The organism is Mycobacterium sp. DBP42, assembly GCF_005924235.1.
Taxonomy (GTDB): domain Bacteria; phylum Actinomycetota; class Actinomycetes; order Mycobacteriales; family Mycobacteriaceae; genus Mycobacterium; species Mycobacterium syngnathidarum.
This window is the reverse complement of sequence record NZ_VCMY01000031.1, coordinates 33,693-54,233: the sequence shown is the minus strand read 5'-3', so window position 1 is coordinate 54,233 and position 20,541 is coordinate 33,693. Positions and strand designations below refer to the sequence as shown.

Annotated in this window: 22 protein-coding genes and 1 pseudogene; 11 read left to right on the top strand and 12 right to left on the bottom strand. The window is 66.9% G+C overall.

Features of this window, described 5'->3' with window-relative positions:
- Positions 1 to 11: 11 nt before the first annotated feature.
- From metG to E0T84_RS23080, 6 genes are all read left to right on the top strand, one after another.
- The gene (gene metG / locus E0T84_RS23105) at positions 12 to 1,559 is read left to right on the top strand and encodes a methionine--tRNA ligase (protein ID WP_138745668.1); all 1,548 of its coding nucleotides are present in this window, start codon (positions 12 to 14) and stop codon (positions 1,557 to 1,559) included.
- Position 1,560: 1 nt separating this feature from the next.
- A complete protein-coding gene (gene gdhA / locus E0T84_RS23100) occupies positions 1,561 to 2,910 on the top strand; it encodes an NADP-specific glutamate dehydrogenase (protein ID WP_138745667.1) in 1,350 nt (449 codons plus the stop codon).
- 103 nt (positions 2,911 to 3,013) lie between these two features.
- Positions 3,014 to 4,234, top strand: coding sequence for an NAD(P)/FAD-dependent oxidoreductase (locus E0T84_RS23095; protein WP_138745666.1), 1,221 nt, complete (start codon positions 3,014 to 3,016; stop codon positions 4,232 to 4,234).
- A complete protein-coding gene (locus tag E0T84_RS23090; protein ID WP_138745665.1) occupies positions 4,231 to 5,172 on the top strand; it encodes an RNA polymerase sigma-70 factor in 942 nt (313 codons plus the stop codon). Before E0T84_RS23095 ends, E0T84_RS23090 begins: the two co-directional genes overlap by 4 nt.
- Before the next feature lie 90 nt (positions 5,173 to 5,262).
- Entirely contained in the window at positions 5,263 to 6,498 is a 1,236-nt protein-coding gene (locus tag E0T84_RS23085) for an aminodeoxychorismate synthase component I (protein ID WP_138745664.1), read from the top strand.
- Positions 6,495 to 6,866: a DUF1330 domain-containing protein gene (locus tag E0T84_RS23080; RefSeq protein WP_138745663.1), complete on the top strand. Its 372-nt coding sequence runs from the start codon at positions 6,495 to 6,497 to the stop codon at positions 6,864 to 6,866. Before E0T84_RS23085 ends, E0T84_RS23080 begins: the two co-directional genes overlap by 4 nt.
- On the opposite strand, the gene rsmI is transcribed toward E0T84_RS23080, so the two are convergent.
- Positions 6,856 to 7,698, bottom strand: coding sequence for a 16S rRNA (cytidine(1402)-2'-O)-methyltransferase (gene rsmI / locus E0T84_RS23075; RefSeq protein ID WP_138745662.1), 843 nt, complete (start codon positions 7,696 to 7,698; stop codon positions 6,856 to 6,858). The two genes, E0T84_RS23080 and rsmI, sit on opposite strands and share 11 nt — an antisense overlap.
- Positions 7,699 to 7,722: 24 nt before the next feature.
- Here rsmI and E0T84_RS23070 point away from each other — a divergent pair, with 24 nt between their 5' ends.
- Positions 7,723 to 9,273 (top strand): dolichyl-phosphate-mannose--protein mannosyltransferase, encoded by a 1,551-nt coding sequence (locus tag E0T84_RS23070; protein WP_138745661.1) that lies wholly within the window; start codon positions 7,723 to 7,725, stop codon positions 9,271 to 9,273.
- Between the two features lie 109 nt (positions 9,274 to 9,382).
- Here E0T84_RS23070 and arcA read toward each other — a convergent pair whose 3' ends face one another.
- Positions 9,383 to 10,579, bottom strand: coding sequence for an arginine deiminase (gene arcA / locus E0T84_RS23065; RefSeq protein ID WP_171055148.1), 1,197 nt, complete (start codon positions 10,577 to 10,579; stop codon positions 9,383 to 9,385).
- A 45-nt stretch (positions 10,580 to 10,624) separates the two neighbouring features.
- On the opposite strand from arcA, the gene soxR reads away from it, so the two are divergent.
- Positions 10,625 to 11,056 carry a redox-sensitive transcriptional activator SoxR gene (gene soxR / locus E0T84_RS23060; RefSeq protein WP_070944560.1) on the top strand — a complete coding sequence of 144 codons (432 nt, stop codon included), beginning with the start codon at positions 10,625 to 10,627 and terminating at the stop codon, positions 11,054 to 11,056.
- A gap of 34 nt (positions 11,057 to 11,090) precedes the next feature.
- Positions 11,091 to 11,687, top strand: coding sequence for an alpha-ketoglutarate-dependent dioxygenase AlkB (locus E0T84_RS23055; protein ID WP_138745659.1), 597 nt, complete (start codon positions 11,091 to 11,093; stop codon positions 11,685 to 11,687).
- A 3-nt stretch (positions 11,688 to 11,690) separates the two neighbouring features.
- Here the strand turns inward: E0T84_RS23055 and E0T84_RS23050 are convergent, their stop codons facing one another.
- Both E0T84_RS23050 and E0T84_RS23045 read right to left on the bottom strand, forming a co-directional pair.
- The gene (locus E0T84_RS23050) at positions 11,691 to 12,368 is read right to left on the bottom strand and encodes a DUF5642 family protein (RefSeq protein ID WP_138745658.1); all 678 of its coding nucleotides are present in this window, start codon (positions 12,366 to 12,368) and stop codon (positions 11,691 to 11,693) included.
- A gap of 29 nt (positions 12,369 to 12,397) precedes the next feature.
- Positions 12,398 to 13,078 (bottom strand): DUF5642 family protein, encoded by a 681-nt coding sequence (locus E0T84_RS23045; protein WP_138745657.1) that lies wholly within the window; start codon positions 13,076 to 13,078, stop codon positions 12,398 to 12,400.
- Positions 13,079 to 13,256: 178 nt separating this feature from the next.
- Here E0T84_RS23045 and E0T84_RS23040 point away from each other — a divergent pair, with 178 nt between their 5' ends.
- Positions 13,257 to 13,958, top strand: coding sequence for an LpqN/LpqT family lipoprotein (locus tag E0T84_RS23040; RefSeq protein WP_070944558.1), 702 nt, complete (start codon positions 13,257 to 13,259; stop codon positions 13,956 to 13,958).
- On the opposite strand, the gene E0T84_RS23035 is transcribed toward E0T84_RS23040, so the two are convergent.
- From E0T84_RS23035 to E0T84_RS23010, 6 genes and pseudogenes are all read right to left on the bottom strand, one after another.
- Positions 13,948 to 14,814, bottom strand: coding sequence for a shikimate 5-dehydrogenase (locus E0T84_RS23035; RefSeq protein WP_249383722.1), 867 nt, complete (start codon positions 14,812 to 14,814; stop codon positions 13,948 to 13,950). The two genes, E0T84_RS23040 and E0T84_RS23035, sit on opposite strands and share 11 nt — an antisense overlap.
- Positions 14,811 to 15,812 (bottom strand): GNAT family N-acetyltransferase, encoded by a 1,002-nt coding sequence (locus E0T84_RS23030; RefSeq protein WP_070944556.1) that lies wholly within the window; start codon positions 15,810 to 15,812, stop codon positions 14,811 to 14,813. Before E0T84_RS23030 ends, E0T84_RS23035 begins: the two co-directional genes overlap by 4 nt.
- 32 nt (positions 15,813 to 15,844) lie before the next feature.
- Positions 15,845 to 16,612 (bottom strand): molybdate ABC transporter substrate-binding protein, encoded by a 768-nt coding sequence (modA, locus tag E0T84_RS23025; RefSeq protein ID WP_138745677.1) that lies wholly within the window; start codon positions 16,610 to 16,612, stop codon positions 15,845 to 15,847.
- An 80-nt stretch (positions 16,613 to 16,692) separates the two neighbouring features.
- Positions 16,693 to 17,247 (bottom strand): hypothetical protein, encoded by a 555-nt coding sequence (locus tag E0T84_RS23020; protein WP_070184849.1) that lies wholly within the window; start codon positions 17,245 to 17,247, stop codon positions 16,693 to 16,695.
- Positions 17,244 to 17,519: a hypothetical protein gene (locus E0T84_RS23015; RefSeq protein ID WP_070184850.1), complete on the bottom strand. Its 276-nt coding sequence runs from the start codon at positions 17,517 to 17,519 to the stop codon at positions 17,244 to 17,246. Before E0T84_RS23015 ends, E0T84_RS23020 begins: the two co-directional genes overlap by 4 nt.
- A 139-nt stretch (positions 17,520 to 17,658) precedes the next feature.
- Positions 17,659 to 18,036: pseudogene (locus E0T84_RS23010) on the bottom strand (SDR family oxidoreductase); the annotation flags it as partial.
- A gap of 141 nt (positions 18,037 to 18,177) precedes the next feature.
- Between E0T84_RS23010 and E0T84_RS23005 the strand changes: the two are divergent.
- Entirely contained in the window at positions 18,178 to 18,990 is an 813-nt protein-coding gene (locus tag E0T84_RS23005) for an enoyl-CoA hydratase/isomerase family protein (protein ID WP_138745655.1), read from the top strand.
- Here E0T84_RS23005 and E0T84_RS23000 read toward each other — a convergent pair.
- Complete coding sequence (locus tag E0T84_RS23000) at positions 18,984 to 19,592, bottom strand: TetR/AcrR family transcriptional regulator (protein ID WP_138745654.1); 609 nt, start codon at positions 19,590 to 19,592, stop codon at positions 18,984 to 18,986. The genes E0T84_RS23005 and E0T84_RS23000 overlap by 7 nt on opposite strands.
- Before the next feature lie 48 nt (positions 19,593 to 19,640).
- Positions 19,641 to 20,477 (bottom strand): helix-turn-helix transcriptional regulator, encoded by an 837-nt coding sequence (locus E0T84_RS22995; RefSeq protein WP_138745676.1) that lies wholly within the window; start codon positions 20,475 to 20,477, stop codon positions 19,641 to 19,643.
- Between the last annotated feature and the right edge of the window lie 64 nt (positions 20,478 to 20,541).

Below are 20,541 nucleotides of genomic sequence, written 5' to 3'. Positions count from 1 at the left end.
GGTGGGACCAAATGAGTGAGCCTTTCTACATAACTACGGCCATCGCCTATCCCAACGGTGCGCCGCACATCGGGCACGCCTACGAGTACATCGCCACCGATGCGATCGCCCGGTTCAAGCGTCTCGACGGCTTCGATGTGCGCTACCTGACCGGTACCGACGTCCACGGACAGAAGATGGCCGAGACGGCCGCCGCCGAGGGCATCTCCGTGGCCGAGCTGGCCCATCGCAACTCCGATGTGTTCCAACGGCTGCAGGAGAAGCTCAACATCTCCTTCGACCGATTCATCCGCACCTCCGACGCCGACCACTATGAGGCGTCCAAGCAGATCTGGCGCGCGATGAACGAGGCCGGAGACATCTACCTGGGCACGTACTCGGGCTGGTACTCGGTGCGCGACGAGCGCTTCTTCGCCGAGGACGAGACCACCGAAGGCCCCGACGGCACGCGCACGGCGATCGAGACGGGCACCCCGGTCACCTGGACCGAGGAGCAGACCTACTTCTTCCGGTTGTCGGCCTACGCCGAGCGCCTGCTGGCCCACTACCAGGCCCACCCCGAGTTCATCGGACCCGATGTGCGCCGCAATGAGGTCGTCAGCTTCGTCTCGGGCGGGTTGAAGGATCTGTCGATCTCGCGGACCACGTTCGACTGGGGCGTGCCGGTCCCCGACCACCCCGACCACGTGATGTACGTGTGGGTGGACGCGTTGACCAACTACCTGACCGGCGTGGGATTTCCGGATGTGGAGTCGGAGTCCTTCGGCAAGTACTGGCCCGCGAAGCTCCACATGATCGGCAAGGACATCATCCGGTTCCACACCGTGTACTGGCCGGCGTTCCTGATGTCGGCCGGGATCGCGCTCCCCGAACGGGTTTTCGCGCACGGCTTCATCAATGTCAAGGGCGAGAAGATGAGCAAGTCGGTCGGCAATGTCGTCGATCCGATCGCGCTCGTGGACACCTTCGGCCTCGATCAGGTGCGCTACTTCTTCCTGCGCGAGGTGTCCTTCGGCCAGGACGGTAGCTACAGCGAGGAAGCCATCATCGGCCGGATCAACGCCGACCTGGCCAACGAGCTGGGCAACCTGGCGCAACGCTCACTGTCGATGGTGGCCAAGAACCTCGACGGCGTGGTACCCGATCCCGGATCGTTCACCGACGACGACACCGCGCTGCTCGACGCCGCCGATGGCCTACTGGAGCAGGTGCGCGCGCATTACGACGTGCCGGCGATGCACCTTGCGCTGGAAGCGATCTGGTCGGTGCTGGGCGCGGCGAACCGCTACTTCTCCGCCCAGGAGCCATGGGTGCTGCGCAAGTCCGAGGATCCGGCCGACCAGCAGCGGTTCGGTACGGTGCTGTACACGACGCTCGAAGTGGTGCGGATCGCAACGCTGCTCACACAGCCGGTGATGCCGGACTCGACGGCCAAACTGCTCGACCTGCTGGGCCAGCCGACCGACGCACGCGACTTTGACTCGATCGGTACGCGGATCAAGCCCGGTACCGAACTGCCCGCTCCGACGGGGGTTTTCCCCCGCTACCAGATGGACTGAGATGGCTGGACTACACGAGAAACTGCAGGCGATCTATGAGGAGGTGGGACAGCGCAACGCCGGCGAGAAAGAGTTCCACCAGGCCGTCTACGAGGTGCTGACCAGCCTCGGGCCGGTCGTCGCCAAGCATCCCGAGTACGCCGACGGCGCCATCATCCGCCGGCTGTGCGAGCCTGAGCGTCAGATCATCTTCCGGGTGCCGTGGCAGGACGATTCCGGTGCCTCACAGATCAGCCGAGGCTTCCGCGTCGAGTTCAATTCCGCCCTGGGACCGTTCAAGGGCGGGTTGCGGTTCCACCCTTCGGTCTACCTCGGCATCGTGAAGTTCCTCGGCTTCGAACAGATCTTCAAGAACTCGCTGACCGGTCTGCCGATCGGCGGCGGCAAGGGTGGTTCGGACTTCGACCCCAAGGGCCGCTCCGATGCCGAGATCATGCGGTTCTGCCAGTCCTTCATGACCGAGCTCTACCGCCACATCGGCGAGTACACCGATGTCCCGGCCGGTGACATCGGGGTCGGCATGCGCGAAATCGGTTACCTGTTCGGCCAATACAAGCGGATCACCAACCGCTACGAGTCCGGTGTGCTCACCGGCAAGGGCCTGACCTGGGGCGGATCGCAGGTCCGCACCGAAGCCACCGGCTACGGCACGGTGTTCTTCGTCGACGAGATCCTGCGGTCGAGCGGACAGTCCTTCGACGGCAAGCAGGTCGTGGTGTCCGGTTCGGGCAACGTGGCGATCTACGCGATCGAGAAGGTGCACGCGCTCGGCGGCACCGTGGTGGCCTGCTCGGACTCCAGCGGCTACGTGCGTGACGACAAGGGCATCGACCTCGACCTGCTCAAAGAGGTCAAGGAACTGCGCCGGGGCCGTGTCGCGGACTATGCCGAGGCCCGCGGCGGCGCGACCGAGGTGGTGACGGGCCGCAGTGTGTGGGAGGTGCCGTGTGACATCGCGCTGCCCTGCGCCACCCAGAACGAGGTCTCCGGCGCCGACGCGGCCACGCTGATCAAGTCCGGCTGCCAGATCGTGGCCGAGGGCGCCAACATGCCCTGCACTCCCGAGGCGGTGAAGTTCTTCGAGGAGTCCGGGGTGAAGTTCGCCCCTGGGAAGGCCGCCAACGCCGGCGGGGTGGCCACAAGCGCCCTGGAGATGCAGCAGAACGCGTCGCGGGACTCGTGGAACTTCGACGACACCGAGGCGCGGTTGGCCGAGATCATGCGGCGTATCCACGACCGCTGCCTGGCCACCGCCGACGAGTACGGGCAGCCGGGCAATTACGTGGCCGGCGCCAACATCGCCGGTTTCATCCGGGTGGCCGACGCCATGCTGGCACTGGGCCTGGTGTAGCAGGCCACCGGGTGATGTGTCTCACATAACCTCGGTGCCTGTCACAAACTCGGACGGCGCGGTGTCTTGAGGGCATAAGCCTTCGAGAACAGGAGAAGCTCCGATGACCGAAACAACTGCGCAGAACACCCGAGTGGTCGTGATCGGCGGAGGTTACGCCGGGGTGCTGGCGGCCAACCGCCTGCAGGGCACACCGGGAGTGGCTGTCACGCTGGTCAATCCGCGGCCCGAGTTCGTCGAGCGGATCCGGCTGCACCAACTGGCAGTCGGCAACCACGACGCCACCGCGGCCTACGACACATTGCTCGGCCCCGGGGTGCGGTTGCTGGTCGACGGTGCCGATCACATCGACGCCGACATCCGTCAGGTGCAGATGATCTCCGGCGAGGTGCTCGACTACGACTACCTGGTGTACGCCGTGGGCAGCACTGCCGGCGTGCCCGCCTCGGTGCCTGGTGCCGCCGAATTCGCTTACCCGCTTTCAGAACTGGAACAGGCCCAGCGGCTGCGCGCCCGGCTGCAGGACGTGCCGATGTCAGCACCGGTGGTCGTGGTCGGCGGTGGCCTGACGGGAATCGAGGCGGCCGCAGAGCTCGCCGAGGCGGGCCGTCAGGTCACCCTCGTCACCGATGTGGTGGGCGCCTCGGTGGGCGCGGGCGCCCGTCGCTCGATCGTCAAGGCCCTGACCAAGCTCGGTGTCTCGATCATCGACGGACCCGAGATCCTGGTGTCCGGGGTCGGGGCCGACGCGATCACCCTGGCCGACGGTAACCGGTTGCCCAGCGCGCTGACGGTGTGGACCACCGGATTCGGGGTCCCCGGGCTGGCCGCCGCGAGCGGGCTGCGCACCGATGAACTTGGGCGCCTGCTCACCGACGAGACATTGACGAGCATCGACGACGCGCGCATCGTGGCCGCCGGCGACGCGGCCTCACCCTCGGGGGTACCGCTGCGGATGAGCTGCCAGTCGGCGGGCCCGTTGGGTGTCCAGGCCGCCAACACCGTGCTGGCCCGCATCGCGGGCGCCGAGCCCGAGATGATCAACCAGGCCTTCGCCGGTCAGTGCGTGAGCGTCGGCCGGAATGCCGGGACAGTGCAGCTGTGCCACTCGGATGACAGCCCGCGCCGTGCGTTCATCGGCGGGCGCACGGGCGCCTTCGTCAAGGAGCAGGTCTGCCGGGCCACGCTGACGTTCCTGCGCAAGGAAGGTGTGAAGCCGGGATCGTACTTCTGGTTCAAGAGCGACAACCGGGCGCGTCAGCTTGCCGAGGCACAGCTGGACACCACGGTCGGTGCGGACGCGAGGAGCAAGGGGAACCGATGAACACCACCGGCGCGGGTAACTCGCACTCGAACTCGACCGAACACGCCGAACGGTTCACCCTCCTGCGACCGTTGTTGTTCACCATCGCGTACGAGATCATCGGGACGGCAACGGAATCCGATGACGTGCTGCAGGAGAGTTACCTGCGCTGGGCCGAGGTGGATCTGGACACCGTCCGCGACACCAAGGCGTTTCTGGCCCAGCTCGTCACCCGCCAGTCGCTCAACGCTCTGCGGGCCCAGTCCCGGCGGCGCGAGGAGTACGTGGGGCCATGGCTGCCCGAACCGCTGTTGTTGACGGCCGACAATATCGACCCGCGCGACCCTTCAACGGATGTGGTTCTGGCCGAATCGGTTTCAATGGCCATGCTGGTGGTGCTGGAGACCCTGACCCCCGACGAACGCGCCGTCTTCGTACTGCGTGAGGTGTTCGGTTTCAGCCACGACGAGATCGCCTCGGCCATCGACAAATCCGCGTCTGCCGTCCGGCAGATGGCGCACCGGGCCCGCGAGCACGTGCAGTCCAGGCGCAAGCGGTTCGAACCCGTCGACCTCGAAGAGTCCAACCGGGTCACCGAGGAATTCCTGACCGCGGCAGCCACCGGCGACATCGACGGGCTGCTGGCCTTGCTGGCGCCCGATGCCGTGTACACCGCTGACAGCGGCGGAAAGGCCACCGCGGCACGGCGGCCTGTCGTGGGCGCACAGAAGGTCGCGGCGATGCTCGTCGGCCTGTTCCGTGCGGGTGAGCGGATTCCGGGGCTGACCTTTGAACGCATCACGTGCAACGGCGAGCCCGCGGTGATGATCCGCAGCGACGCGGGGATGGAAGGGGTTTTCACCGTCGAGGTCATCGACGGCAAGATCACCCACTTCTACGCGATGCGCAATCCGGACAAGCTGACCGGCATCGACGTCCCGCGGGTGATCAGCCGCTGACGCTTCCCGCCGAGCAGACACAGAATCGCACTATTTCGCCTGGAATAGTGCGATTTTGCGTCTGCTCGCGGGAGGAAGCAAGCTAGCTGCATGCGGATCGAGCGGCTCGGCGCGCTGGGCGACGCCCCGGCGGTGCTGCGCGGTGTCGCCGCGGCCGCCCGGGCCGCGGGGCAGCCGCCGCCGGCCGCGGTGATCGGCGACTGGTTCGGCTCGCGGGCGGTGATCGCGCCGTCGGTGTCGGTGGCCCCGGCCGCGCCGGACGCCTGCTTCGAAGTGCCCCAGGACACCTCGGGACCGCCGGGGTGTGTGGGTGGCGGCTGGTTCGGCTACCTCAGTTACCCGGACCCCGGCGCCGACGGCACTCCCCCGCGCATCCCGGTAGCTGCGGGCGGCTGGTCGGACTGCGTGCTGCGCCAAGCCGCCGACGGTCTGTGGTGGTTCGAAAGCCTCAGTGGCGCAGCACTTCCCGACTGGTTGCGGAACCTGCAGCCGACTGAGCCACATCCCTACAGCCTCAGTTGGACAGCCCCCGATCGCGGCGATCATCGCCGTGGCGTGTCCTCCTGCCTGGAGGCCATCGCGGCCGGTGAGGTGTACCAGGCCTGTGTGTGCACCAGATTCACCGGCCACATCGCCGGAGGACCGATCGATTTCTTCACCGAGGCGGTGGCCCGGACCGCGCCGGCGCGCGCGGCGTATGTGGCCGGGGACTGGGGCGCGGTGGCCTCGCTGTCACCGGAGCTGTTCCTGCGCCGGGCGGGCAGCACGGTCACCTCCAGCCCCATCAAGGGCACACTGCCTTCCTCGGCCGATCCCGCCGCCCTGCCGGCCTCGGTCAAGGATGTCGCCGAGAACGTCATGATCGTCGACCTGGTGCGCAACGATCTGGGACGAGTGGCGACCACCGGTAGCGTGACGGTGCCCGAACTGCTCGCGGTACATCCGGCGCCCGGGGTCTGGCACCTGGTCTCGACCGTCACCGCCGAGGTTCCCGCGCACGTGCCGACGAGCGCACTGCTCGAAGCCACCTTCCCACCGGCGTCGGTGACCGGCACTCCCAAACGCCGGGCCCGGCAACTGCTGCGCCAGTGGGAACCGGCACGACGAGGTATCTATTGCGGCACAGTCGGTTTCGCATCACCAGTGGCGGGCTGCGAGCTCAACGTGGCGATCCGCACCGTTGAGTTCGGTCCCGACGGGTCGGCGGTGCTCGGCGTGGGTGGCGGCATCACCGCCGATTCCGACGTCGACGCGGAATGGGAAGAGTGTCTGCACAAGGCCGCAAGCATTGTCCGAGCCCCGACTGTGGTAGCCAATCAGGTATGACCGAACTCCCCGATATTCCCGGCGCACTCAATGATTTCCCGGCCGATGCGCCGGTCCTGATGGTGAACCTGCTCAAATTCAAGGAGCCCGACGGACTCGACAGCTATTTGCAGTACGGCGCCGGGGTCGCCCCGCTCCTGGAACGCGCCGGCGCGAAGGTCCGCTATGGCGGATCCATGCCTGCGGTGCTGCTCGGCGAAGAAGCCAAACCCTGGTGGGACGTGATTCTCATCGTCGAGTATCCGACGCCCGCCGCGTTTCTCGAGATGGTGACCAGCGAGGAGTACGCGGCCGTCCACGTGCATCGGGCAGCGGCACTGGACCGTGGTGAACTGATCGCGACGTCCAACTGGCCGCTCACCGCGTAGGTCTGGCCCGCAGCACGGCGTCGTAGAGCTCGCGCCGGGACGGCGCTCCCGGATTCGCCGCGATCACCTGCGCACAGGCGTCCTTGACCCGGGCCCCGTCGGCCACCAGTTCCTCGACCTCGGCCACCAGCGCAGGCAGTTCGACGGTCGGGGTGCCCCCGGCCAACACCACGGTGATCTCCCCCAGCACGCCGTCGGCGGCCCACTCGGCGAGCTCGGCCAGGCTGCCGCGACGGATCTCCTCGTGGGTCTTGGTCAGCTCACGGCACACCACGGCGCGCCGCGCCGGCCCCAACACGTCTACGGCATCACGCAGGGTCTCGGCCAGCCGGCGCGGGGATTCGAAGAACACGGTGGTGCGCGGTTCGGCAGTCAGGGTCTGCAGCCAGGCCAGCCGCGCGCCGTGCTTACGCGGCGCGAAGCCCTCGAAACAGAACCGGTCCGAGGCCAGTCCGGAGACCGCCAGCGCCGTCGTCACCGCGCTCGGGCCCGGCAGACAGCTGATCGGCCACCCTGCTTCTATGCAGGCCGCCACCAGGCGGTAGCCCGGATCGTTGATCAACGGCATCCCGGCGTCGCTGACCACGAGCACCGTCGCACCCGCCGCGATCTCGTCCACCAGGCCGGGCACGCGGCCCGCCTCGTTCTGGTCGAAGAAGCTCATGATCCTGCCCGCCGGCTGCACACCGAGCGCTTGGGCCAGCGCCCGCACACGCCGGGTGTCTTCGGCCGCGATGATGTCGGCCGTCTGCAGTGCCGTGATGAGGCGCGCAGAGGCATCGGAGGGCAGGCCCAGCGGCGTGGCGCCGATCAGTAGTTTGCCGGGTGTCACGACCGACAGCCTACGATCGCTTGCGTGACCGCCACCGCCACCGAATCGCCCACGGCTGGTCGCTCGGTCCCGTTGATCAGCCCCGCGCCGCTGATCCCGGCCCCCGAATTCGGGCCGACGGACCGGCTGCAGGGCTGGCTGATGACGGCCATCATCACCGCGTTGGCAGCGATAAGCCGGTTCCTGAACCTGGGTTCGCCGACCGATGCCGGCACGCCGGTCTTCGACGAGAAGCACTACGCGCCGCAGGCCTGGCAGATGCTGCACAACCACGGTGTCGAGGACAATCCGGGCTACGGCCTCGTGGTGCATCCGCCGGTGGGCAAGCAACTGATCTCGATCGGCGAGGCGTTGTTCGGCTACAACGGACTGGGCTGGCGGTTCTCCGGGGCGCTGTGCGGTGTGGTGACCGTGCTGCTGGTGGTGCGGATCGCGCGCCGGATCAGCCGCTCCACCCTCGTCGGCGGTATCGCCGGGCTGTTGCTGATCGCCGATGGCGTCAGTTTCGTGTCGGCCCGCACGGCGCTGCTGGACGTGTTCCTCGTGATGTTCGTGGTCGCGGCGTTCGCCTGTCTGATGGTGGATCGCGACGACGTCCGCCGGCGCATGCACGTCGCGTTCATGGAGGGCCGCATCGCCGAGACGCCGTGGGGTCCGCGGCTGGGCGTGCGATGGTGGCGCTTCGGTGCGGGCGTGCTGCTCGGTCTGGCCTGTGCCACCAAGTGGTCGGGGTTGTACTTCGTGGCGTTCTTCGGCGTCATGGCGCTGGTGCTCGACGCGATCGCGCGCAAGCAGTACCACGTGCCCGGGCCATGGCGAGGCATGCTGCGCCGCGACCTCGGGCCGGCCGCATACGTGTTCGGGTTCATTCCGTTCGCGGTGTACCTGGCGTCGTACGCGCCGTGGTTCGCCTCCGAAACCGGCGTCGACCGCCACGAGGTCGGCCAGTCCATAGGTGAGAACAGCATCATCCCGCTGCCGGACGCCCTGCGGTCGCTGTGGCACTACACCTATGCCGCCTACCGTTTCCACGCCGGGCTGACCAACGCCGACGGCAACCACCACCCGTGGGAATCCAAGCCGTGGACGTGGCCGATGTCGTTGCGTCCGGTGCTCTACGCGATCGACAACCACGATGTGGCCGGTTGCGGCACCCAGTCGTGTGTGAAAGCCGTGATGTTGGTGGGCACTCCGGCGATGTGGTTCATCGCGGTGCCCGTGCTCGGCTGGGCCTTGTGGCGCGCCGTGGTGCGCCGGGACTGGCGCTACGGCGTGGTGTTGGTCGGCTACTCGGCTGGCTACCTGCCCTGGTTCTTCGACATCGACCGGCAGATGTACTTCTTCTACGCCACGGTGATGGCGCCGTTCCTGGTGCTGACGATCGCGCTGATCCTCGGCGACATCCTGTACCAGCCCAAGCAGAATCCCGAACGCCGAACGCTGGGCCTGCTGGTGGTGTGCTTCTACGTGGCGCTGGTGATCGCGAACTTCGCGTGGCTCTACCCGGTCTTGACGGGAATCCCGATTTCACAGTCCACCTGGAATCTGGAGATCTGGTTGCCCAGCTGGAGATAGGTGGCGGTAGGCCGTCTGGTCTTGACGCCGATTTCTACCGCTGGGCTGTGACTCGCGAAGTCCAGCCACCCTTGAGTAGAAACCGGCGATACAGCCGGCCAAGGAACCCCTAAAGCAAGTCTCGTGCCGCCGGGCAGGACATACAGCGTGGCCCGCCACGGCCCGTACCCAACTCCGAGGCCTCGATCGGCAGCACTTCGATACCCGAATCAGCCAGCCGGGCATTGGTTTCCGAGTTGCGCTCATAAGCCACCACCACACCCGGCGCCACGGCCAGGGTGTTGTTGCCGTCATCCCATTGCTCACGTTCAGCGGTGACCGGATCGAGCCCGGTGTCGATCACCCGGAGCTGCTCGATGCCCATCGCCTCGGCAGCCGCCGCCACGAAAGACACCTCGTCGTCGATCCGGATGCCGGCCTCGGTGCGATGAATGGTGAACGCCGACAACGAGTCCACGATATTGGGATACATCACCACCGCGTCGACGTCGACCATGGTGCACACGGTGTCCAAGTGCATCTGCGCGCGCTCCTGCCGGATCGGGACCGCCAGCACGGTGTGGGCCAGGTCGTCGTCGAACAGGCTGCGCGCCAACGCCTCTGCTCCGGCCGGCGTGGTCCGCTCCCCCACGCCGACCGCCACCACCCCGGGCCCCAGCAGCAGCACGTCTCCGCCTTCGACGGGCGCCGAACGGGATTCGTAGGCGCGCCGGACGCCGAGAAACCGTGGATGGTGAGCGTAGATCACGTCGGTCAGCGAGGTCTCACGGACCCGGGCCGGCAGCGCGAGCGAGGTGATGGCCACCCGCGGGCCGATCCAGAACGACGAATCGCGGGTGAACAACAGATTGGGCAGCGGCTCGATCACGAAATCACCGCCGTGGTGCATGAGGCGTACCAGTGACAGTTCGGCTCCGTGGAACGGCACCTCGTTGAAGGTCATCCCGGCCATCAGGATGTGCGCCAGATCCACCGGCGGCAGGGTGCGCAGGTAGGACGAGAGTTCGTGGGCCAGTGGCACACCCAGGCGTCGCGCATCGACGGCGGCCGAGATGCCGTGCATTCGCGCGGCCCCACTGTGCGCCAGCGACTCGGTCAGCAGATCGGCCAGGAGCAACACCTCCACGCCACGGGAACGCAACACATCCGCGAACGCGTCGTGCTCACGTTGCGCCTTGGCCACCCACGGCAACCCGTCGAAGAGCAGGGCGTCGTTGTTACGGGGCGTCAACCGCTGCAACTCCGGGCCGGGCCGGTGCAGGATGACGGCGCGCAGGGTGCCGACCTCAGAGTTGGAACCGAACACCGCAGTCTCCACCTCATGACGTTAACTCAACTATGGTTGAGGTGTATGGAGACGCACGAGTTAACTCCTGGCGAGATGTCGCTGCGCAGCGGCGTGGCGGTGTCCGCACTGCACTTCTACGAGCGCGAGGGCTTGATCGCCAGTCGCCGCACCTCAGGAAACCAGCGACGCTACGCCCGCGAGACACTGCGCCGCGTGGCCTTCATCCGGATGTCGCAGCGCCTGGGCATACCACTGGCCCGCATCCGCGAAGCACTGTCCAGCCTGCCCGACGACCGGATTCCGACCAGCAAGGACTGGGCCAGGCTCTCGGCCGGTTGGCGTCAGGACCTCGACGACCGCATCCTGCACCTGCAACGGCTGCGCGACAACCTGACCGGATGCATCGGCTGCGGCTGCCTGAGCCTCAAGACCTGCCAGCTGACCAACCCCGGCGACGTTCTCGCCGAACGCGGGCCGGGCGCCTCCCGCCTCTAACGCACTCGAACGTCTGTGCGATACACTCGCGCGCATGGAGCTGGCGTTGCAAGGCTCACTGTTCGAGCACGCTGAACGTCGTCGACTCGGCAACGGCGCCTGGGTGGAACTGCGGTCGGGCTGGTTGCCCGATGCCGACTCGCTGTTCGAGGAGTTGATGGACGAGATCCCGTGGCGGTCCGAGGAACGTGAGATGTATGACCGGGTGGTGGCCGTGCCGCGGCTGGTCAGCTTTCACCACCTGATCAACGAGCCGGTGCCGCACCCGCGCCTGAAACAGATCCGACGCAGGCTCAACGACACCTTCGGTGGTGAGCTCGGAGAACCGTTCACCACCGCCGGGCTGTGCCTCTACCGCGACGGCAATGACAGCGTCACCTGGCACGGCGACACCATCGGCCGCAGCCGCACCGAGGACACCATGGTGGCCATCGTCGGGCTCGGGGCGACAAGGGTTTTCGCGTTGCGCCCGCGCGGCGGCGGTCATGCCCTGCGACTGCAGCACCGCCACGGCGATCTGTTGGTGATGGGCGGATCGTGCCAGCGCACCTGGGAGCATTCGATACCGAAGACCACCAGCCTGGTCGGGCCGCGCATCAGCATCCAGTTCCGTCCGCACGACGTGCGCTGAGGCTCACGCGCCTCGTACGTCGGCAACCGCGGCGCTGAGCAGGTCACGAGCCCGCTTGTCGTCTACCCGCGACACCGGCTTGCCCGGCTCCACCAAGGGGTTGGCGGTGACGATCACCATGAATGTGTCGAAACTGGCGACGTAGTTGTACAACTCACCGGTGCGCGCGTGGCCGCCCATCACGGTCTGCACGATGCGGTGTGTCCCGGTGGTGCGCGCCCCCTCGATCTGCGGTGCCTCGACCACGTCCACCTGCCCGCGGACCGCGGGGCCCAGGAACTTCACCTTTTTGCACGCATCACCGGGGTCGTTCACCGGGACCGGTTCGGAGGTCTCCACGGCCAGCACGATGAACCGGTTGCCCGCGCCTTCGGCCGTGGTGGCGGCCATGTTGCCTTTCAGTCCCTCCGGAAACGACTGCCCTTCGGCGAATTTCGCACAATCGGCAGGGTCGACCTTCACCCCGGGCGGCATCTTGTGCGGCGCCAGCATTTTCGGGTCGATCCCGGTGGGCGCCACATCGGTCACCTTGAATTCCGGGCCGAAGGTGGAGCGCACCTTGGCGACGTTGGCGATGTCCGCGTGGGCGGAATCCGACTGGTCCGATTGACCGCAAGCGACCAATCCGGTGGCGCAGGCGAGGACGCCGGCGCAGGCGAGTAACACGTTGCGGTTCCACATCGCACGTCAACTTACCCGGCTCCGCCGACTCAGCCGCGTAACGCCGAAACAGTTTTTACCAGCAGTCCGGTGGCGAACGCGGGCTCGAGCCGAGGATTCGGCGAGCCGGGGTCGGTGACCACGCTGACGAACACGTAATAGCCGTCGGCGAGATCCGCGGTGAACGTGTCGGCGTGGGATCGGGTTTCGGTGCCGCCTTCGACGATCGTGGCGACGGCGGTGGACATGCCGGCGGTTTCGGCATCCTCGATCGGTGGAGCAGCGACGGCGGTGACCGTGCCGACAGAATGGCCACCCGACACACTCCACTGCTCACACGGTGGGTCATCGCGGTCCGCGGGCACACCCGGGCCCAGCTTCGATACGCCCGCGTACACGATGCCGCCCGGCCCGGAGGCCGACCAACCCCGGGTCGGCTCGACTTCGCGGGCCGCCAGCTGCCCGCATTCCTCCGGGTCGGCCGTCCAGTCCCGGCCGAAACCCCACAGCGATATCGGGGTGGCTTCGGGCGCGATGGACACCACCTCATAGCCGGGCGGCAGGTCCTGACGTACCCGTTCGATGCGTGCCGGGTTGACCGTCACGGAGCTGCCCGCGGTCCGGGAGGCTGACGATGTCCGCACCGATTCTGGCGCCGGCCGCGGCCCGCACGCCACCCCGCAGACCAGGGTGCACGTCAACAGGACCGCCGAGACGGCGAAAGGGCGCACGGCGTTTTGATACCACAGTCGGCCAACGGCGGAGGCCGCCCCGCCCGAGCGGCCAGAACATTTCACTGCGCAAGAGTCGCGGCGCCGGACTGCGCCTTCTTCCAGCTATCGGCCGGCGGAGCGCTTATCGTGCCACTCAGTTGCGCCTCACCCGGGCGTTTGAACCGATGGGAGACCGATGAGCACGTCAATGAGGGCCGGTGGACTCGTCGTCGCCGCCGTCGCGCTCGGGGTCATGTTGACCGGCTGCGGCGGCAAGACGGTGTCGGGCACCGCGACCGAGCCGACCGGCAGCAGCCAGACAAGTACCGAGCCGACGAAAACCACGGCGGCCGAAACAGACACGCCGACGGCAGGGCACCAGTACACGATCGTCGACTACGTCCGCGACAACAACATCACCGAAACGCCGGTACACCGCGGCGATCCGGGCACACCCACCCTTGACATGCCGATTCCCGAGGGATGGACGGATGCGGGCTCGTCGATACCCGAATGGGCCTGGGGCGCAATCGTGTCCACCGATCCGGCGTTCGCCGCGGATCCACCGTCGATCATCGCGCTGATGTCCAAGCTGACCGGCGACGTTGACCCGGCCAAGATCCTGGAATACGCCCCGAACGAGATCAGGAACATGCCGGGCTACCAGAACCAGGGCGACGGATCGGCCGACGAACTCAGCGGATTCGACGCGTATCAGATCGGCGGCACCTGGGTGAAAGACGGCGCCACCCGGTTGATCGCTCAGAAAACCGTGGTGATCCCCGCCGACGACGGTCTGTTCGTGCTGCAGTTGAACGCCGATGGCACCGAGGAACAGATGGGCCCGTTGATGGACGCGACCGCGGCCATCGACGATCAGACGGTCATCACGCCGTAGCCGGCCGACGCGAGAAGGCCGACGCGGCGGCCACTTGCTCACGCGTGGGCCGCACACCGGTGTAGCGCTCGAATTGTTCTGCGGCCTGCAGCGCGATCACCTCGGCGCCGGTGATCACCGGCAGGCCCGCGGCCCTGGCCGCGGTGATCATTGGGGTCTCGGCGGGCACGGCCACCACATCGAGCACTGCAGCCGCAGCCTCGATCGTGGCCGGCTCGAAGGCGCTGCGGTCCTCGTCGGGCCCACCGGCCATACCGATCGGGGTGACGTTGACCAGGATCGGTGCCGTCAATGTGCCCACCTCGGTCGCATAGTCGTAGCCGAGTCTCTCGGCCAGTACCCGGCCGGCTCCGGCATTGCGCGCGACAACGGTTCCCCGGAGAAATCCCTTGTCCCGCAAGGCTGCCCCGACCGCCTTGGCCATACCGCCGCTGCCCCGGATCAGCACCGCATCACCCGGATCCAACCGTTCGACGAGTTGTTGCACCGCCAGGTAGTCGGTGTTGGAGGCGACGAGGTGGCCGCCGGGGGTCGACAAGTCGTTGACGATCGTGTTGACCGCGTCGATCGCGAGCGCCGACGGTTCGATCTCGTCGACGAGGGCCATGACGTCCTTCTTGAACGGCATGGATACCGAGCAGCCGCGGATACCCAGAGCCCGCACGCCGCCGATCGCCGCAGCGATATCGGTTGTGGTGAAAGCCTTGTAGAGGTAATCCAAGCCGAGTTCGTCATAGAGATAGTTGTGAAAACGGGTCCCGATGTTGCTGGGCCGGGCGGCCAGCGATATGCACACCCGCGTGTCCTTGTTCAGTGGTGGCCTTAGGCCACGGGCGGTCTCCGGAGGCACACTCACTGGCTCACCGCCCGGATCACCTGACGCGTCGCATCCCGGATCTTCGCAGCCAATTCGGGTTCCAGGCTCAGCGTGTCGACAGGGGGCACCGCGACGTTCGTGAGCACCACGCCCAGATCTTCACGCTCCCACACCGCCCCAAGCCGGTCCAGGATGCGCCTCATGGCGTAGTTGTCGCTGAGCACCCGTGCGGTGAAACGTTGAATACCAAGGTAATTCGCCGCCACCACCAGTGCGTCCATCAGGAAGGTACCGATACCGCGGCCCTGGTAATCGTCGCCGACGGTGAACGCCACCTCCGCCGTGGTCGCATCGTGGCCCTCGCGGACCACGCGCGCGTCGGCCACGACCGGCCCCAGCGCCCCCTCGGTCATCACCCAGACGAAATGGTCCGCATAGTCGACCTCGAACAGATACTCCAACAGCGCCTTGGTCGGCTTACGCACAGATTGGAACCGCCGGTAGAGCGTCTCGCTGGAGAACTCGACCGGCCCGTTCAAGGTGCGCTCGACGTCGCCGGGCAGCACGGGCCGTAGGTAGAGCCAGTCGCCATTGCGCATCTGCACCGGGATGGGCGTGATGAACCCGGCCAGCCGCTGGCGGGCGATGCGGACCAGACGGTCGAACATGCCCGGCAGATGCAGGATGACCTCGAACGCGTCACGGTCACCCACCCACCCGGACACCGGTTCGAGGGCAGTCACCGTGGCGGTGCGCGCCGTGTCGCGCAGCAGCGCGATCTCACCGATGATCAGGCCGGGTTCCAGGTCCGCCACCACGGACTGCCCGTCGGGCCCGGCGTGGACCGCCCGGGTTCGCCCGGAGGCGATCAGCATGAACGTCAGGGCCGGATCGCCCTGCCGGATCAGTACCTGCCCGGGCGCTGCCGACATCGGCCGCAGCAGGGCCGTCAGCGGCGCCAGCACGGACGGCCGACATCCGGCGAAGAATTCCAGTGCCGCCAGGTCGTCGGCACTGATCTCGGTCAGATCGGCCACGATCCCAGGCTACGGCGCCGCCGCGGGCTCGGTCAGGGCTTGGCGAATCCGGCCTTGGCGAGTGCTTTTTGGCCCGCCGCACCGGTCACCAGGTCGACGAAACGCTGCGCCAACTGCGTGTCGCCGGACTCTTTCAGCACGGCGATGGGATAGGTGTTGACGGCCTGGGCGGCTTCGGGGACGGCAACACTGGTGACCTTGTCTCCGGCCCCGGCGGCGTCGGTGACGTACACCAGCCCGGCGTCGGCCTGGCCGCTGGTCACCTTGCCCAGCACGTCGGTGACCGAGGTCTCCTCACTCACCGGGTCCAGCGTCACCCCGGTGGCCTTCTCGACCTTCTCGGTCGCGCCACCGCACGGGACGGCAGGTGCGCACACCACGACGTTGAGGCCCGGTGTGGCCAGATCGGCGAAGGACTTGATGCCCTTGGGATTTCCCGGTGCGACGACGATGGTCAACGTGTTGGTGGCGAAGTCGACCGGGCCACCCTCGACGAGGCCCGCGGCCACCGCCTTGTCCATGTTCCGGGCGTCGGCCGAGGCGAAGACGTCGGCGTCGGCGCCCTGAGTGAGCTGGGTGACCAGGGCAGAGGACCCCGCGAACGAGAACTCCACCGAGCTGCCGGGGTTGTCGGTCTCGAATTGCTCGCCGATCTCGGTGAACGCCGATTCCAGCGAGGCCGCGGCGAACACCGTGATCGAGCCGCCCTCGGTGGTGGAGGGCGACCCGGTGCCGTCGGACGAGGTGCAGCCGGCGATCACAGTGGCCACGACCACGGCACTGAACGCCGTCGCGAGCATGCGGACTAGGTTCACGATTGTCCCTTCGGGTTTCCGCGGTCACGATCGAGTGCGAGCGTATCGACGCCGGTAGGGCCCCGTCACACCGAGAAGCGGATGGTGGCGAGCTCAAGGGCCTTGCCCTCGAGCCGTTGACCCAGATAGATCTCGGCCTGGATCAGCCGCTCGCAGTGCCAGCGGATGTCCTCGGCATGCTCGCGAGACGCCGTGTAGCGCACCGCCATTGTGCTCACATCGATGCGTCGGGTGTCGCTCACCCGGAGGTTCTCGGACACCCGGAACCCGTCTTCCTCGGCAGCCGTGATGGCCTCAAGCACCTGGCCCACAGCCAACCGGATGTCACGGCATCCGTTCTCGGCGATCTCGGAGGCTTCACGCTGAATGTCGCCCTGCTTGCGGACCACCGCTGCGTCGGCACTGACCTGCTCGCCGGCGACTTCACTGGCGGTACCCGACCATTCCGCCCCGCCGGGTGCACACACGTTCTGCCGATGCCACTCGAACAGTTCCTCGGACTCGGCCGCCAACTGCCGCCAGCGCGCGGCAGCGTCCGCGAGGTACGTTGTGTCCCAACTCTCCAACTGAGAGCGAGTCAGCGCTCCACCCAACGGACCGGCAGCTGGTACGTCATTCACATCAACTCCGCCAGACCTCCGGCGTGTTGTTCATCGACCGCGCCGTATCGATGTGCGGCCGCCGACAGGTATCCCGCCTGCGTTCTGACGCGACCCGACTGAGAGGCCCGCGCGGTAATCACCGCGTCGTCCATCGCCGCGACACCGGTGCTGCTCGGGTAACTCCCGGCATCCGGGCGGGCAGGCGGCGCCCCCAATTCGGCAGCGATCACCTCGCTGCTAGTGGCCCCCGCTCGAAGCGCCCCCGGGTCCACTCTCAGATCGTTTGCCATAGCAATCCCCCAACTGGCCAATCTGTTCCCCAAGGCTAACGGAATTGGCTGGGTTGAGCCCAGGGGCTGAGCAAGTATGCCATTGCGAACTGGCGCCGACCAAGAGCGGGTTTGTCGCCGTCCGGCCATCTGGCGGCCATCAACCGTCCGTCCTCAAGCCCTCACTGAGACTGAGGACTTGGCCAGTAACGAAGCTGGCACCGTCAGAGGCCGAGAACAGCACCGCTCTGGCGACCTCGGCAGGATCCGCGACCCGACGGGCCGGGATGGCCCAGATCGGCCCGTCGCGCACCTTGGCCGGAAGCGAATCGGACAGCGAGGTGTCGGCCGGTCCAGGGCAAACCCGGTTGACGTTGATCGGATGGCCGGCCACCTCACGCGGGAGCGACCTGATCAAGGCGATCAAGCCACCGTTGGTGCCGACGTAGACCGCCTCTCCCGGACTGCGCACTCGCACCGCATCGCTGGCAATGCCGGCGATCTTTGCCATATCGCCATCGGTGGGGATCGTTTCAAGTAGAGCGTGGGTGAATGTCTCGGCGTGTTACCACACACGGACAGATCTAATTTCAACCACTCGGTCGATAATTGACTCAATGGTCGAACACTCATAGGTTCGGTTGAACAGTTATGTGCCCGACAGGAGGGACACTCCCCCATGGATTTCGCTGACTACCAACAGCTGACGCTGACCCGGCGGGACAACGGCGTCCTCCTGATCACGCTGAACCGGCCGGAGAAGTACAACGCCGCCGACGAGGGCATGCACACCGAGCTCGCCAACATCTGGAAGGACGTCGCAGCCGACCCGCAGACCCGGGTCGCGGTGATCACCGGTGCCGGCAAGGCTTTCAGCGCGGGCGGTGACCTGGCCATGGTGGAACGCATGGCGGGCGACTACGACCGGGTCTCACACATGCTCGCCGAGATGAGCGACTTGGTCTACAACATGATCAACTGCGACAAGCCAATCGTGTCCGCGATCAACGGCGTCGCGGTCGGGGCAGGGGCGGTTGCCGCCCTGCTGGCCGACATCGCGATCATTGCCGAGGACGCCCGGATCGGCGACGGACACGTCAAGCTCGGTGTGGCCGCCGGCGACCATGCCGCCATCATCTGGCCGCTGCTGGCCGGAACGGCCAAGGCCAAGTATTACTTGATGACCGGCGAGATGATCGACGGTGTCGAAGCCGAGCGGATCGGGATGGTCGCCAAAGCCCTTCCGCGCGAGGAGGTTCTGGATGAGGCATTGCGAATCGCCGACAATCTGGCCACCGGCGCCCAACAGGCGGTCCGACTGACCAAGCGTGCGCTCAACAACTGGCTGCGCAATGCGGGGCCGATCTTCGACCAGTCCGCGGCCTACGAGATGTTGACCTTCCTGGGACCCGACGTGGTGGAGGGCTACACCGCGCTGCGCGAAAAGCGCACGCCACACTTCCCGTCCGCGCAGCCGGAGAAAGATCAGTAGAACAGGCACAACGCACGGTCGACAATCGCACCACGCAACTCGGCGCGGCCGTGCATACCCGGCCCGATCCATACCGAGGACTGGTTGAGGATGCCGTGCAGGCACTGCAACGCGACATTGATGTCAGCACAGGTGAATTCGCCTGCGGCGACGCCGCGTTTCACCACACTGCGGAACACCGCGTCGTGGCGGCGCCGCATGTCCTTGATCGGCTCGTCGAAGGCCTCGGGCCAGCCGCGGGGCCAGGAGAACAACGTGGCCACTTCAGGCGCGGTTTCGGTGAGGATGCGGATCTGTTCGTCGATCAGGGTCGCGAGGTGCTCACGCGGGCCGACGTCTCCCAGGGCCTCCTCGCGCGCGGTCAGCCGCTGTAGGACTTGCCGGGTGAGAGTCTCCAACGCTGCGGCCACCAGCACGTCCTTCGACGAAAAGTAGTGGTAGAGCGTGGCCTTGGCGATGTCGGTCTGCTCGGCGACCTCTTCGAGGCTCATCCCCTGATAGCCGGACTCGGTCAGGATGCGGGTGGCCGTCTGGACGATCTCGGCCTTACGCCGGTCACGACGGCGCGCCACGCGACTGGCGCCCGCGGGCTGATCGACCACGCACCCATCCTAACGAGGTGCGGTCGACTATTCGACCGCATGGACGATTCAGAACGATCGCGCACCGATCACCGAGAGCAGCTGCAGCTTCTCGTAGCTCTCGCTGCCCGGTACCGCGGTGTAGACCAGCAGCGAGTGAGATTGATCGGGGTCCAGCAGGACCTGGCAGTTGAGCTCCAGGCTCCCGACCTCAGGGTGCTGATAACGCTTCGTGTCCCGCGGTCTGATGCCGACCTCGTGCCGGTCCCACAGAAGCCTGAACTCTTCGCTTTGGGCGGTGAGCAGTTCGGCGAATCGAGCGGCCTTGGACCCCGGCCCACGTAGAGCGAGCACTCCACGAAGCCCGGAAACGTACATGCGCGAGTAGAACTCGTGGTCCTCGCGCGGATAGAGGTCGCGCACCGACGGATCGGTGAACCAGCGGTACCCGATGCTGCGTGCCGGGCCGGTGTACCGGCGCAGATCGCCCACGAGGGCCACGCCGAGCGGAGTCTGGCGCAGGGTCTCCCCCAACTCGCTGACGATCTCGGCCGGGGTGTCGGTGAGCCGGTCGAAGATTCGCAGCATGCCGGGGCTGATGTGGCCACTGCTCGACCCGCGCACGGGCGGTTGATGCCCGGCAAGGCGGAAGAGGTGGTCGCGCTCGTCAAGTGACAAATGCAGTCCTTGCGCGATCGAGGCGATCATCTGCTCCGAAGGCTGCGGGCCGCGTTCCCGCTCCAGACGCGAGTAGTAGTCCGTCGACATGTGGCACAGCCCGGCGACTTCCTCGCGCCGCAGCCCTCTCGTTCGCCGGCGTTGTCCGCGCGGGAGCCCGACGTCCTCGGGCTGTAAGGCCCCGCGACGGCGGACGAGGAATTCCGCCAGCCCGGCTCGATCGATCATGCCCGCCATTTTCTCCCGGGCCGGATCGCTCAGCCAGGGATCGACAGGCCGTGGATACGGCAGA